The organism is Flavonifractor sp. An52, assembly GCF_002159385.1.
Classification (GTDB): Bacteria; Bacillota; Clostridia; order Oscillospirales; family Oscillospiraceae; genus Flavonifractor; species Flavonifractor avicola.
On sequence record NZ_NFIB01000002.1, the window covers coordinates 23,509 to 37,404 of the forward strand.

At 62.6% G+C, this 13,896-nt stretch carries 14 protein-coding genes; 9 read left to right on the forward strand and 5 right to left on the reverse strand.

What is annotated here, in order from left to right:
- Positions 1-172 precede the first annotated feature (172 nt).
- From B5G06_RS00920 to B5G06_RS00955, 8 genes are read left to right on the forward strand one after another with little or no spacing between them, the layout of a single operon-like run.
- The gene (locus B5G06_RS00920; RefSeq protein WP_087187231.1) at positions 173-1,066 is read left to right on the forward strand and encodes a diacylglycerol/lipid kinase family protein; all 894 of its coding nucleotides are present in this window, start codon (positions 173-175) and stop codon (positions 1,064-1,066) included.
- A gap of 48 nt (positions 1,067-1,114) precedes the next feature.
- The gene (gene mnmG, locus B5G06_RS00925; protein WP_087187232.1) at positions 1,115-2,923 is read left to right on the forward strand and encodes a tRNA uridine-5-carboxymethylaminomethyl(34) synthesis enzyme MnmG; all 1,809 of its coding nucleotides are present in this window, start codon (positions 1,115-1,117) and stop codon (positions 2,921-2,923) included.
- A 9-nt stretch (positions 2,924-2,932) separates the two neighbouring features.
- Complete coding sequence (mnmA, locus tag B5G06_RS00930; protein ID WP_087187233.1) at positions 2,933-3,946, forward strand: tRNA 2-thiouridine(34) synthase MnmA; 1,014 nt, start codon at positions 2,933-2,935, stop codon at positions 3,944-3,946.
- Between the two features lie 27 nt (positions 3,947-3,973).
- Positions 3,974-5,287 (forward strand): aminotransferase class I/II-fold pyridoxal phosphate-dependent enzyme, encoded by a 1,314-nt coding sequence (locus B5G06_RS00935; RefSeq protein ID WP_087187234.1) that lies wholly within the window; start codon positions 3,974-3,976, stop codon positions 5,285-5,287.
- Positions 5,288-5,338: 51 nt separating this feature from the next.
- Entirely contained in the window at positions 5,339-5,662 is a 324-nt protein-coding gene (locus B5G06_RS00940; RefSeq protein WP_087187235.1) for a cyclic-di-AMP receptor, read from the forward strand.
- A gap of 1 nt (position 5,663) precedes the next feature.
- Entirely contained in the window at positions 5,664-6,659 is a 996-nt protein-coding gene (locus B5G06_RS00945; RefSeq protein WP_087187236.1) for an ATP-binding protein, read from the forward strand.
- A 34-nt stretch (positions 6,660-6,693) separates the two neighbouring features.
- Complete coding sequence (locus B5G06_RS00950; RefSeq protein ID WP_087187237.1) at positions 6,694-7,959, forward strand: PSP1 domain-containing protein; 1,266 nt, start codon at positions 6,694-6,696, stop codon at positions 7,957-7,959.
- A 48-nt stretch (positions 7,960-8,007) separates the two neighbouring features.
- The gene (locus B5G06_RS00955; protein ID WP_087187238.1) at positions 8,008-8,574 is read left to right on the forward strand and encodes a sugar O-acetyltransferase; all 567 of its coding nucleotides are present in this window, start codon (positions 8,008-8,010) and stop codon (positions 8,572-8,574) included.
- A 262-nt stretch (positions 8,575-8,836) separates the two neighbouring features.
- On the opposite strand, the gene jag is transcribed toward B5G06_RS00955, so the two are convergent.
- The 5 genes from jag to rpmH all read right to left on the reverse strand — a co-directional run bounded on the left by jag (position 8,837) and on the right by rpmH (position 11,797).
- Complete coding sequence (jag, locus tag B5G06_RS00960; RefSeq protein ID WP_087187239.1) at positions 8,837-9,595, reverse strand: RNA-binding cell elongation regulator Jag/EloR; 759 nt, start codon at positions 9,593-9,595, stop codon at positions 8,837-8,839.
- Positions 9,596-9,633: 38 nt separating this feature from the next.
- Positions 9,634-10,962 carry a YidC/Oxa1 family membrane protein insertase gene (locus B5G06_RS00965; protein ID WP_087187240.1) on the reverse strand — a complete coding sequence of 443 codons (1,329 nt, stop codon included), beginning with the start codon at positions 10,960-10,962 and terminating at the stop codon, positions 9,634-9,636.
- A gap of 31 nt (positions 10,963-10,993) precedes the next feature.
- Positions 10,994-11,212 (reverse strand): membrane protein insertion efficiency factor YidD, encoded by a 219-nt coding sequence (gene yidD, locus B5G06_RS14125; protein WP_204220704.1) that lies wholly within the window; start codon positions 11,210-11,212, stop codon positions 10,994-10,996.
- 1 nt (position 11,213) lies between these two features.
- Positions 11,214-11,561: a ribonuclease P protein component gene (gene rnpA / locus B5G06_RS00975; RefSeq protein WP_204220706.1), complete on the reverse strand. Its 348-nt coding sequence runs from the start codon at positions 11,559-11,561 to the stop codon at positions 11,214-11,216.
- A 101-nt stretch (positions 11,562-11,662) separates the two neighbouring features.
- Complete coding sequence (gene rpmH / locus B5G06_RS00980) at positions 11,663-11,797, reverse strand: 50S ribosomal protein L34 (RefSeq protein WP_006570963.1); 135 nt, start codon at positions 11,795-11,797, stop codon at positions 11,663-11,665.
- Between the two features lie 526 nt (positions 11,798-12,323).
- On the opposite strand from rpmH, the gene dnaA reads away from it, so the two are divergent.
- Positions 12,324-13,640, forward strand: coding sequence for a chromosomal replication initiator protein DnaA (dnaA, locus tag B5G06_RS00985; protein WP_087187242.1), 1,317 nt, complete (start codon positions 12,324-12,326; stop codon positions 13,638-13,640).
- Positions 13,641-13,896 lie beyond the last annotated feature (256 nt).

A 13,896-nucleotide genomic window follows, 5' to 3' on the forward strand; every position in this document is an offset into this window, starting at 1 on the left:
ATATTTTACACACTTTAGCGCAGAAAAGCAAGTGGGGCCGGGCATTTTCCTGTTTTCGGAGGAATCTGGGCGGTTTGTGCGTAAAAGAGTTGTGTTTTCCCACTGTGGCGGTATATAATATGGAACAATGTTATGTTGGGACCCACCGGCGTCCCGTTTTGGAGCGAGAAAGATGAAAAAGCTGTTATTTATCTACAATCTGTACGCAGGCAAGGGCACCCTGCGGGGACGTCTGGCCCCCATTCTGGACGCCCTGACGGCAGAGTGGGACGTGACGGTCCATCCTACCCGTGGGACGGGGGACGCCACAGCGGTGGCCCGGGACCGGGCTGGGGAGTTTGACCGCATCGTATGCTCCGGCGGCGACGGCACCCTCCACGAGGTGGTGACCGGTCTGATGGAACTGCCTCCCGAGGCGCGGCCCACGGTGGGCTACATACCCGCCGGGTCCACCAACGACTTTGCCAAAAACCTGGAACTGCCCCGCACCCTGGAGGAGCTGGCGGTAGTGGCGGCGGCAGGAAAGCCCAGGCCGGTGGACGTGGGGAAGTTCAACGATCAGGATTTCCTCTATGTGGCTGCCTTCGGGGCCTTTACCGACCTGTCCTACAACACCCCCCAGCAGGTCAAGCACATTTTCGGCCACATGGCCTACCTGATGGGGGTGCTCTCCCGGCTGGGGTCCATCAAGCCCTACTCCATGACGGTGGAGCACGACGGCAAGGTGGAACTGGGCAGCTACTGTCTGGGGTTTGTGTCCAACACCCACTCCATTGCCGGTATCCAGGCCAATCCGCACCGGCCCATCGCCCTGGACGACGGCCTGTTTGAGGTGATGCTGGTGCGTCAGCCCAAGACCCTGCTCCAGCTCCAGCGGATCTTGAAGGCCCTCACCAATGTGGAGAGCGACGACAAGGGGCTGGTGACCTGCTTCCGCGCCAACAAATTGCGCATCATCAGCGACCAGGATCTGGCCTGGACTCTGGATGGGGAGTACGGCGGGGACCACCGGGTGGTGGAGGTGGCCAACTGCCACCAGGCGGTGACCATCGTATACGGGGCGTAACACCTGTCCCCATGATTTTATTTTGGAATAAAAGGACTTGGACCTAATATGACGACTTACGACGCTGGAACCTTTGATATTGCTGTGATTGGAGCGGGCCACGCGGGCATTGAAGCTTCGCTGGCCGCCGCCCGGCTGGGCCTGCGTACCCTGTGCTTTACCGTCAATCTGGACGCGGTGGGCAATATGCCCTGCAATCCGGCCATCGGCGGCACCGGCAAGGGCCACCTGGTCCGGGAGCTGGACGCCCTGGGGGGCGAAATGGCCAGAGCTGCCGACCAGGCCTGCATTCAGTACCGGCTTTTAAACCGGGGCAAGGGCCCGGCGGTGTGGTCCCTCCGGGCCCAGGCCGACCGCCGCCGGTACCAGGAGGTCATGAAGCACACCCTGGAACAGCAGGACAACCTGTGGGTCAAGCAGGCGGAGGTCACCGATATTCTGACGGAACACGGCCAGGTGACCGGCGTGCGCACGGTGTACGGCGCTGCGTATAAGGTCCGGGCGGTGGTGGTGGCCTCGGGCACCTTCCTGGGGGGCCGCACCATCATCGGCGAGGTGACGAGAGATTCCGGCCCCGACGGCCTGGCCGCCGCCCTCCCCCTCACCGACAGCCTGAAAGGGCTGGGGGTCACCCTCCGCCGGTTCAAGACGGGCACGCCCCCCCGCATCCACGCCCGCAGCGTGGACTTCTCCCAGCTGGAGGTCCAGCCGGGAGACCAGCAGGTGGTGCCCTTCTCCTTTGAGACCAAAACACCCCCGGAAAACAGGGCCATCTGCTGGCTGACCTACACCAATCAAAAAACTCACGACATCATCCGGGCCAATCTGGACCGCTCCCCCCTGTACGACGGCACCATCGAGGGGGTGGGCCCCCGGTACTGCCCCTCCATTGAGACCAAAATCGTCCGCTTCCCCGACAAGGAGCGGCACCAGCTCTTTTTGGAGCCCATGGGGCTGAATACGGAGGAATTGTACCTTCAGGGCTTTTCCTCCTCGCTGCCCGAGGACGTGCAGATCCAGATGCTCCACACCATTCCCGGCCTGGAGCACGCCGAAATGACCCGCCCTGCCTACGCCATCGAGTACGACTGCGTGGACCCCACCGAGCTGCTGCCCACCCTGGAGCACAAGAAGGTGAAGGGCCTCTACGGCGCGGGCCAGTTCAACGGCTCCTCCGGCTATGAGGAGGCCGCCGTTCAGGGCTTTGTGGCGGGTGTGAACGCCGCCCTCAAGCTGCTGAGCCGGGACCCCCTGATCCTCCGGCGGGACCAGGGGTACATCGGGGTACTCATCGACGATCTGGTGACCAAGGGCACCAACGAGCCCTACCGCATGATGACCTCCCGCACCGAGTACCGGCTGCTCCACCGGCAGGACAACGCCGACCGGCGGCTGTGCCCCATCGGCCACGCCATCGGGCTGGTCAGCGATGAGCGGATGGCGGCGGTAGAGGAGAAATACGCCGCCGTGGACCGTGAGATCAAACGCCTCACCCACACCGGCACGGCGGAGGGCCGTCTGGTGGACCTGCTGCGCCGGCCGGAGAATACTTACCACAGTCTGGCCGCGGTGGACCCCAACCGGCCGGAGTTATCCACAGAAGTGACTGAGGCTGTGGAAATCTCGGTAAAATATCAGGGGTACATCGACCGGCAGCTGCGGCAGGTGGCCGAGCAGCGGAAGATGGAGGACCGGCCCCTGCCTGCCGATCTGGACTACCTGTCCATGGAGGGCCTGCGGCTGGAGGCCCGGCAGAAGCTGGACCAGATCCGGCCTTTGAACCTGGGCCAGGCCTCCCGCATTTCCGGCGTCAGCCCGGCGGATATCGCGGTGCTGATGGTGGCCCTGGAGAAATAAGGAGTTTATATGGAAAAAATCGTTCTGGGCCTGTCCGGCGGGGTGGACTCCGCCGTGGCGGCCAGCCTGCTGAAGGAGCAGGGCTTTGCCGTCACCGGCCTCTATCTGGACATCGGCCTGGGGGGCACCGGAGCTGAGGACGCCGCCGCGGTGGCGGAGCGCCTGTCCATCCCCTTTGAGGTGGCCGACATCCGGGCCGATCTGGAGGAGCAGGTGTGCGCCCCCTTCGCCGCCGCCTATCAGAGCGGCCGCACCCCCCTGCCCTGCGCCCTGTGCAACCCCACGGTGAAATTCCCCGCCCTCTTCCGGCTGGCTGACAAAATCGGGGCCCGCTATGTTTCCACCGGACACTACGCCAATGTGGAAAACGGGGTGCTGAAAAAGGGGAGACCCGCCAACGATCAGTCCTATATGCTGGCCCGATTGACCAGAGAACAATTACAGAGAGTTATTTTTCCGCTCGGAAATTACGAAAAGACAGAGGTTCGGGCCCTGGCCCACAACTTCGGCATTCCCGTGGCGGACAAACCGGACTCCATGGAGATCTGCTTCATCCCCGACGGGGACTATGCCGCCTGGCTGGACCGCCGTGGGTTTTCCACACGGTCGGGCAATTTTGTGGATAAGGAGGGCAAGGTTCTGGGCCGCCACAAGGGGATCCACCACTACACCCTGGGCCAGGGGAGAGGGCTGGGGGTATCGGGGCCTCACCGGTACTTCGTCACCGCCCTGCGGCCCGCTACCCGCGAGGTGGTACTGTCCGACGGCTCCGACCTGGGCAAGGCCACCGTGTTCTGTTCCGCCCCCAACTGGATCGGGGTGGAGGGGCTGACGGAACCTCTGGAGGTGTCCGTCCGCCTGCGCCACTCCCGCACCCAGGCGGAGGGTATCCTCTATCCCCACGAAAACGGGGTGCGCATCGAGATGAAGGCCCCCGCTCGGGCCCCCACGCCGGGCCAGCTGGCGGTGTTCTATCTGGGGGACACGGTAGCCGGGTCCGCCTGGATCGAGGGGGCCATGTGATGATGCTCCACAAAGGAGGGAAACCCTGTGGAAAATACACCGCTGTATGACGCCCTGACCGCCTTTGCGGCCCGGGACCCCCTGCGGATGCATATGCCCGGCCATAAGGGCAAGCCCCTGCCGGGGCTGGACAATCTGGCCGCCATCGACTTCACCGAGCTGCCCCCCACCGGCAACCTGTTCGACGGAGGCGGGGCCATCGGGGAGGCGGAGGAACTGTGGGCAAAGGTATTCCACATGGACAGCTGCCTCTTTCTCACCGGCGGCTCCACCCAGGGGGTGCTGGCCGCCCTTACCCTGGCCTGCCAGCCGGGGGACAGGGTGCTGCTGGACCGGGGGAGCCACCGCTCGGCCTACAATGCTCTGGCTCTGCTGGACTTAAAACCGGTGTACCTGGACCGGCCCTGGCTGGACCAGTCTGGGGTAGCCGGACCCATTTCCCCAGAAAGGGTGGAGGAGCAGCTGGAGGCCAACCCGGAGATCAAGGCCTTGTGTCTCACCTCTCCTACTTATTACGGCGTTCTGTCCGACCTGCCCGCTCTGGCAAAGATCATGCACCGCCATGGGGGCGTGCTGGTGGTGGATGGGGCCCACGGGGCTCATCTGCCCTTTCTGGGGGATTACGGGCTGAATGCCGCCGATCTGCTGGTGGTGTCCGTCCACAAGACTTTGCCCGCCCCGGGGCAGACCGCTCTGCTGTTCTCCAACGGTACCTTCTCCCACGCCGACCTGCGGCGGGCGGGAAGCATTTACGGCTCCTCCAGCCCCTCCTATGCCATGATGGCCGCACTGGACCTGTGCCGGGCCCATATGCTGGAGGGAGGGGCGAAAGCCTACCGCAAAACGGCGGAGGAGGTGGCCCGGCTGCGGAATACCTTCCCCGCCCTCACGGAGGAAGTGGCCCCTCTGGACCCCACCCGGCTGGTGGTGTGCGCCCCCGACGGCTACGCCGCCCAGGATGCTCTGGAGGCGCAGAATGTATGGCCCGAGATGGCCGACGGGGGCCATGTGGTGTTCATCCCCACCTGTGCCGACGGTCGGTCGGACTTTGCAAGGCTGGAGGAGGCACTGAGGCAGGTGGATCTGGGGCCATGCCCCGGTTATCCCGCCCCACCGGAGCCGCCGGAGATGGTGCTTACCCCCCGGCAGGCCCTCTTTGCACCCCGGAAAAGCCTCCCGCTGGAGCAGGCGGAGGGACAGGTGGCCGCCTGCCAGGTGGCCCCTTATCCGCCGGGGATCCCCGTGGTGGCCCCGGGGGAGCGGGTGGACAAAAAAAGTATCGCATATTTGAAACAAATAGGTTATAATACACTGGAAGATGTTTCTGTGGCCGTCCTGTGAAAAGCGGCCTCAGCGCCGGACTTTCGGCATCTTTAAGCAGGAGGGATACCCATGAAACTGGTTCTGGCTATCATCAATCACGACGACGCCAACACTGTCACCCAGGCCCTGACGAAAAAGGGCTTTTCGTCCACCAAGCTGGCCACCACCGGCGGCTTCCTCATGGCGGGCAACGTGACCATCCTCATCGGCGTGGATGAGGAGAAGGTGCAGAACGTCATTGACATCATCAAGGAGCACTCCCACTCCCGCAAGCAGATGATCCCCACCACCACCGAGATGAGCTACGGCTACTATCCCAGTATGCCCGTGGAGGTGGTGGTAGGCGGCGCCACCATCTTTGTGGTGGACATCGAGCGGTTCGAGCGGGTATAAGATGGACCTTTCCTTATTGGCGGGCAATTCTCCTCTCAAGCGGCAGCTCTCCCTGGAGACTGCCCGGCGGGGACTGTCCCACGCCTATATCATCAGCGGGCCGGCGGGGTCGGGCAAGCGCACCCTGGCCGGCCTGCTCTCCGCTGCCCTGGTGTGCACCGGCGGCGGGGAGGTCCCCTGCATGGCCTGCTCCGGCTGTAAAAAGGCCCTGGGCGGCATCCACCCCGACGTGATCCACGCCGGAGGGGAGGGGGACGAGCTCAACGTGGCCCGCATCCGGGCCATCCGCAACGACGCCTACATCAAGCCCAACGAGGCCCCCCGGAAGGTGTACCTCCTGGAGGGGGCCCAAAACATGAAGGACCCCAGTCAGAACGCGCTGCTCAAGCTGCTGGAGGAGGGTCCGGCCTACGCCGCCTTTCTGCTGCTCACCGACAACGCCGCCGCCCTGCTGTCCACGGTGCGCTCCCGGTGCGAGGTACTGGCTCTCTCCCCGGTGACGGTACAGGAGGCGGAGACTTGGCTGACCGCCCGGTATCCCGACCGCTCCCCGGCGGAGATCTCCAACGCCGCCGCCCGGTGCGAGGGCATTCTGGGCCGGGCCGTGGACCAGCTGGAGGGCAAGGCCGCCGACGGCAAGGCTCTGGAGGGGGCGGCAGCCCTGCTGGAGCGCTTCTGCGCCAAGGACGAGCTGGCCCTGCTGGAGTTCTGCGCCGGACTGGAGCGGGACAAGTGGGACCGGGATTCTCTCAACGCTCTGCTGGATGAGTTTTTGCTGCTGGTGCGGGACTGCCTGGTGTGTGCCGCCGGGGCCCTCCATGAGAGCGACCCCCGCCGCCGGTCGCTGGCAGAAAAGGGGGCCAAGGCCCTGTCCCCCAAGGCCCTCACTGGGGCCGCCGCTCTGACGGAACAGCTGCGCACCGCCTGCGGCTTCTATGTGGGCCCCGGCCACATGGCCGGCTGGCTGGGGGCGGGACTGGCCCAGCTGTGCCGGTAAATCCGGCCCCAACATTTCCAATTTGGAGGTAACCATGACCGAGATCATCGGCGTCCGCTTCAAAAGCGGAGGCAAGCAATACTATTTCGATCCCCAGGGAGAGCAGGTCGCGCCCGGCCAGGGGGTCATCATTGAGACCTCCCGGGGCCTGGAGTACGGCGAGTGCGTCCAGGGCAACACCATGGTGGAGGACGAAGCGGTGGTGCAGCCCCTCCGCCCCATGGTGCGCATCGCCACCGACAAGGACCTGGAGACGGTGGAGAAGAACCACGAGAAGGAGAAGAAGGCCTTCGCCATCTGCCAGGAGAAGATCGCCGCCCACGGGCTGGACATGAAGCTGGTGGAGGTGGAGTACAACTTCGAGGGCAACAAGATCCTTTTCTTTTTTACCAGCGACGGCCGGGTGGACTTCCGGGCCCTGGTGAAGGATCTGGCCGGGGTGTTCCACGCCCGCATTGAGCTGCGGCAGATCGGCGTCCGGGACGAGGCCAAGATGCTGGGCGGCCTGGGCATCTGCGGCCGGCCCCTGTGCTGCGCCTCCTTTTTGGACGAGTTCCAGCCGGTGTCCATCAAGATGGCCAAGACCCAGAACCTGTCCCTCAACCCCACCAAGATCTCCGGCACCTGCGGTCGGCTCATGTGCTGCCTGAAATACGAGCAGGAGGCCTATGAGGACGCGGTCCACCGGATGCCCAAGAACGAGTCCTTTGTGGAGACCCCTGAGGGGGCGGGCAACGTGTGCCAGGTGGACCTGCTGAAGGAGACGGTAAAGGTACGGCTGGACAGCGCCCCCGAGACCCCCAAGTGCTTCCACAACTGCGAGCTGCGGGTGATCCGCAACGGCAAGGGCAAGCGGCCGGAGGACTATGTGGAGCCCTCCGCCCAGGAGCTGGCCAAGCTGCGGAAGGTAACTCCCGTGGAGGAGCCCCGCACCCTGACCGGCAGCGTCAACGCCGCCCTGGCCGGGCTGAGCGCGGCCCTTGAGGAGGAGAACGCCCCCGCTCAGGAGTCCCGCCGGAGCCGCAGCCGCCGCCGGAAGAGCGGCGGCGAGCAGCAGCCTCAGGCCCAGAGCAAGAAGGAGGAGGCCAAGCCGGCTCCTCAGAAGGCCCAGAGCCGTCCCCCCAAGGGAGAGGGCAAGTCCCGGCCTGAGAGCAGACCCAAGGCCCAGGAGAAGCCCGCGTATGAAAAAACTGCCGCCGAGGGCGGACAGGCCAATGCCGCCGGTGAGAAGAAGCGGCCCCGCCGCCGGTATCACCGCCGTCCCCGTGGGGACAAGCCCCAGAATCCCAATCCCCAATAAAACAGAACGGGCGGCCAAAAGGCCGCCCGTTTTTTGGAGGTATGCGCTATGACAGAACTGGAAAAGATGATTGCCGGTGAGCTGTACAACGCCGAGGTACCGGAATTGCAGGCCATGCGGACCCGGGCGGCTCAGCTGTGCCACCAGCTGGAACAGCTCTCCCCCACGGAAGGAGAGGCCCGCCTGGCTCTGCTGAAGGAGCTGCTGGGCAAGACCGGGGAGCATCTCACCATCAACCACGGCTTTAAGTGCGACTACGGCTCCAACATCACGGTAGGGGAGCATTTTTACGCCAACTACAATCTGGTAGTGCTGGACTGCGCCCCGGTGGTCTTTGGGGAGAATGTGTTCATTGCCCCCAACTGCGGGTTCTACACCGCAGGCCATCCCCTGGACGCCCCCATCCGCAACAGCGGCCTGGAATTTGCCAAGCCCATTACTGTGGGAGACAACGTATGGATCGGCGGCAACGTGACGGTACTGCCCGGCGTCACCATCGGCAGCGGGTCGGTAATCGGCGCGGGCAGCGTGGTGGTCCATGACATTCCCTCCAATGTGGTGGCGGTGGGCAATCCCTGCAAGCCGGTGCGGGCCATTGAGAACCCCTCCGTCTGAGAATGCGGGCGACCATAAAGGTCGCCCCTACAAGCGAAAAAAGTCCCTGAGCCTATGTCTCAGGGACTTTTTTCAGCCTCGCAGAGTTCCACCGCCCGCAGGCGGTGGAATCAAATCAAAATTCGTCCTTTCCGGGGACATGAGCCTCGGAAAGGACTCTTCTCATGAGGAATGGGGTGACAATTTCGTCAGAAATCGAACCTCATTCCTCATGCAGCCCCCTGACGGGAAAGACCCGCAGGGTCTTTTTCGTCAAATTTTTTTACCGGTGCTCGCCCCGGCTGTAGGCCACCACGGTCCGGCGGTTGGGCTCGGTGCCGATGGAGTAGGTGGTCACATCGGGGGTATCCTGCAGGGCGGTGTGGATCACATGGCGCTCATAGGCGTTCATGGGCTCCAGGGTCACGTTCCGGCGGTACTTGACCACTTTGCCGGCCACCTTGTGGGCCAGACGGATGAGGGACTCCTCCCGCTTGGCCCGGTAACCCTCGGCGTCCACGTGGATGCGGACACGCTTGGACTGGCCGTGGTTGACGGCGTAGCCGGTGAGCTGCTGGATGGCGTCCAGGGTCTCGCCCCGGCGGCCGATGAGACCGCCCAGGTCCTGGCCCACCAGCTCCACCTGATAGGTGCCGTTCTCGTCCATTTTGATCACCGGCTTGGCGGCCGCCCCCATGTGGGACAGCAGGCCGGTGAGAAAGGCGTCGATCTGCTCTGCCTTCTCCCCCTGGGCGGCGGCGGGAGCCTCAGCCTCCACCACGGGAGCGGGCTTCTCCTCCTTGACAGGCTCGGCCACAGGAGCGGCGGGGACCTCCTCCACAGGGGCGGGGGTCTCGGGCTCGTCGGGAGCCTCGTAGGTTACTTTCACTTTAGCGGGACAGCTGCCGATCCCCAGGAAGCCGGACTTGGCCCGCTCCAGGACCTCCACAGATACCTCGTCCCGATCCATGCCCAGCTTCTGCAGGGCGGCCTCGATGGCGGCCTCCTCGCTCTTGCCGGTGCTCTCGATCCATTTCAGCATTTTGGGTATCTCTCCTTATGAATCCACGGCAGGTGCCGTTATTCCTTGGTCTCGCCGTCACCGGCGGCAGGGGTGTCAGCGGCAGAGGTGTCAACCTGGGGAGCGGCCTCCAGAGCGGGGGCCTCCTCCACCGCGGCAGTCTCCTGCACAGGGGCGGCCTTGTCCGGCTTTCTGCCGAAAATGGGGGCCTCGCCGGGATAGCAGGTGGGGCCGTCCTCGCTGTAGCGGTAGGGATCATAGGCACGGCCGCGGGCGTACTGCCGGATACCCACCCGGCTGTACTCCTTCACGATGCCGGGGATCTTCTCCTCGTCCTCGTTCTTCTTCTCGGCCTTTTTCTTCTTGCCCTTGTTGAGCTTCTCTTCCTCGATGCGGCGGGCGCGCTCCTCGGCCTTGCGGCGGCGCTCCTCCTTCTCCTCTTCCTTCTCCTGCTGCTCGCGCTCGGCCTGCTTGCGGGCGGCCTCCTCGTAGTCCTTCTTCAGGATACGGCTGCACAGGAACTCCTGGATCATACTCAGCACGTTGTTGGCCACCCAGTAGAGACACAGGGCGGCAGGCATGGTGAAGCCGATCCACAGGGAGATCAGGGGGGAGATGATGAGCATGGTCTTGGCGGTACTATTGTTGGCCTGAGCGCTCTGCTTGTTGATCACGTTGGTCTTCATGGAGATCAGGGAGAAGACCACGCCGGACACAGCGGAGATCACAGGCAGCAGGAACAGACCAAAGCCGCCGGCAATGGTCCAGAACTGCAGCTGAGGGATCTGGGACAGGTCCACCAGACCAAACAGGCTGAAGTTGATGGAGAACACGTTGGCGCCCACACCGCCGGCGGCAGTTACCGCCTGCTGCACGGCAGCCAGGTTGTTCTCGTTGATGAGGGAAGCCAGATACAGCTGGTTATAGGCGCTGTTGGTAAAGGTATCGGCGGCTTCCTTGATCCAGCCCATGTTCACGGCCTGGGTGCTCCAGTCCACGGCCTGGGCAATGGCATTGAGGGAATTGGCGTCGTTGATGCCCATCATGTAGTGGATGGGCTCACGGATGATGGGGTAGAGGATCATCAGGATGATCAGGGGGATGAAGGACCACAGGCAGCCGCCCATGGGGTTGATCTTCTCCTTCTGATACAGCTTCTGGACCTCCAGATTATAGCGCTGCCGGTCTTTGCCGTACTGCTTCTGCAGCTTCTGCATCTGGCCCTGGAGAATGTTCATCTGGATCATGCTGCGCTTGCCCTTCAGGGAGAGGGGGAAGAGCACCACCTTGACCACCAGGGCAAAGAACACCAGAGCCAGGCCATAGCTGCCGCAGAAGCTGTAAAAAGCCTTCAGCAGCCACGCAAAGGGGGTGAGGATAATTTCCATTTGTGCGCCTCCAAGTTACATTGTCTTGCCGTTACGGCACGGGGTCGTACTCGATGGATTCCTGCTTATGGAAGGGCTGACATTTGAGGATACGGCGAATGGCCAAAAATCCCCCCTTGAGCGCACCGTATTTCTCCACCGCCTCCAGCGCATACTGGGAGCAGGTAGGGATAAAACGGCAGCAGGGGGGACGGGCAGGAGAGATATGCTTGCGGTAAAACCGAATGAGAGCGAGCAGAAGGCGCTTCAATTCAGGCCTCCTCCTTTCGGAGCAGACCCAGCTTGTCCGCCAGAGAGAGGAGACTGCGCTCCACCTCCCGGTACCGGCTGTGGCCGGCCCGGACACGGGCCACCACCACCAGGTCGTAGCCCGGCAGAAAGCGGTCCTCATGGATGCGGTAGGCCTCCCGGATGCGGCGGCGGGTGCGGTTGCGCACCACCGCCTTGCCCACCTTCACCCCCACGGTGATGCCCAGACGGCTGCGGGGGGAGTTGTTCTTCCGGCAATAGAGTGCAAGACAGGGATTGACCGCGCTCTTACCCTTGCTGTAAAGGCGGCGGAACACATGATTTTGCTTCAGGGATACGGTGTGCTCCACGGCGGTCCTCCTTTCCCGGTCCAAACTTCCGTATGCTGCGCAGGGGCGGTGGGAAAAGCTCCCCCGCCCCTATGAAATGCCCTATTCCATTTGCGGACCCATCAGTGGGTCAGACGGGCGCGGCCCTTCGCGCGGCGGCGAGCCAGGACCTTGCGGCCGTTGGCGGTACGCATACGCTTACGGAACCCGTGCTCCTTGGAGCGCTGGCGCTTCTTGGGCTGATAGGTACGAACCATGTTGGGACACCTCCTGTACAAAAATCAAGCGGGTTGCCCCGCCCACCACAACAGCCTTTCGGCTGCGGTCGTCAAACAAAACTGCTTTACACCATAGCAGTTTACATGATGCACATGGTATTATAGCCTATTTCAAAATGGGCTGTCAACCACTAATTTGGTTTCTTTTTTGGTTTTTTTCTGGGTCCGGTAGGGAAATACCATATCTTGTGGCCCCTGTTGAGCACACCCCCACGCATAAGCCCTTCTGCCCTATTTTTTGAGGCTCCGGGCAGGGGCGGCCGTTCCGGATGCCCGCCGGCCACCGTCAGACTGTGTGGAAACCTGTGTGGAAAAGTAGTTTCTTTTTATAATTGTATCGTTGCTTTCCACAGGGTGATTTGCTATAATGGTATGCGTTAAATTATCTGTACTCCCGCCGCTGGCGGCAGCATCCACGACCCAGGTCTTGAAAGCCCAGGCTTTCAAGGTCTTGTTTTGCTGCGCCCACAGCGGCCATCTATTCTACAAAAGAGGTGGTCTTTCCGTGAATCTACCGGCCGATCTCTGGGCCAAGGTCCTCTCCCTGATGGAGGGGGAGATGACAGCCACCGCCATCAACACCTGGTTTGACGACGCCACCCCCGTGGCGCTGGAGTCCAACCGGTTTGTGCTCCACACCCCCACCAACTTCAAGCGGGATATCATCAATTCCCGCTACATTCCCAACATCCAGAAGGCCCTCCATGAGCTGTTCTCCTCCGACTTTGAGGTTGTGGTGCTGGGGGAGGGGGAGCTGGAGGGCTACGGCAAGAAGAAGGTGGACGATGTATTTCTCCCGGGCACTGAGGAATACACCTTCGATCGCTTTGTGGTGGGCGCCTCCAACAAGTTTGCCCACGCCGCCGCCCTGGCGGTGGCCGAGCAGCCCGCCCAGACCTACAACCCCCTGTTTATCTACGGCGAGTCCGGCCTGGGCAAGACCCACCTGCTCTACGCCATCGCCCACAAGATCCATCAGTCCCACCCCGATTACCGCATCGTGTATATCAAGGGTGACTCTTTCACCAACGAGCTGATCCAGGCCATCCGGGAGGGCCGCAACCCGGAGTTCCGGGAAAAGTACCGCTCCGCCGACGTGTTCCTCATGGACGACGTGCAGTTTATCGCCGGCCGTGAGTCCACCCAGGAGGAGATGTTCCACACCTTCAACACCCTGTACGAGGCCAAGCGGCAGATCGTATTCACCGCCGACCGCCCCCCCAAGGAGATGCTGCGGCTGGACGACCGGCTGCGTACCCGGTTCGAGTGGGGCCTGCCCGTGGACATCCAGCCCCCCGACTATGAGACCCGTGTGGCCATCATCAAGACCAAGGCCATCCGCCGGGGCATGAACCTGCCCGATCCCGTCCTCCAGTATATCGCCGAGAACATCACCTCCAATGTGCGGCAGATCGAGGGCACCGTCAACAAGATCCTGGCCTTCCAGGAGCTGATGGGGGAGAGCGTGGACGTGGACACCGTCACCCGGGCCGTCCGGGATATGTTCAAGGACAAGGCGGAGTTCCTCCCCTCGCCGGAGATCATCATCGATGAGGTCAGCAAGTTCTACAACATCGACGAGGAGGCCCTCCGGGGCCAGGGCCGCACCAAGGACACCGCGCTGGCCCGCCAGATCGCCATGTATCAGATCCGCCGCATGACCAACCTGTCTCTGAAGGAGATCGGCAAGGAATTTGACAACCGGGACCACACCACCGTCATGCACTCCATTGACCGCATCGAGAAATTGACCAAGCAGAGCCCCGAAATTGCAGAAGTCATCAAGGACATCAACGCCAACATCAACGCCCGGTATGAATAAGGCTGAATGGCATATGAATATTCATGCATAAATATGAGTGAAACCGGATTCCCACTGGAAATCCGGTTTCCAGACTCCTTTCCACATTTCCACCCTCTTTCGGGGACATGTGGAAAAGTGAATGTGGAAAACTTTTTTGCTCCTTTTCCCCTGTGGAAACCCCCTCTTTTTTGTCCACACCCCCTGTGGACGGGCCAAACCATGGGCCTCAAGGAGTTTCGCCACTTTTCCACAATGTTTTCCCCTACGGCTTACT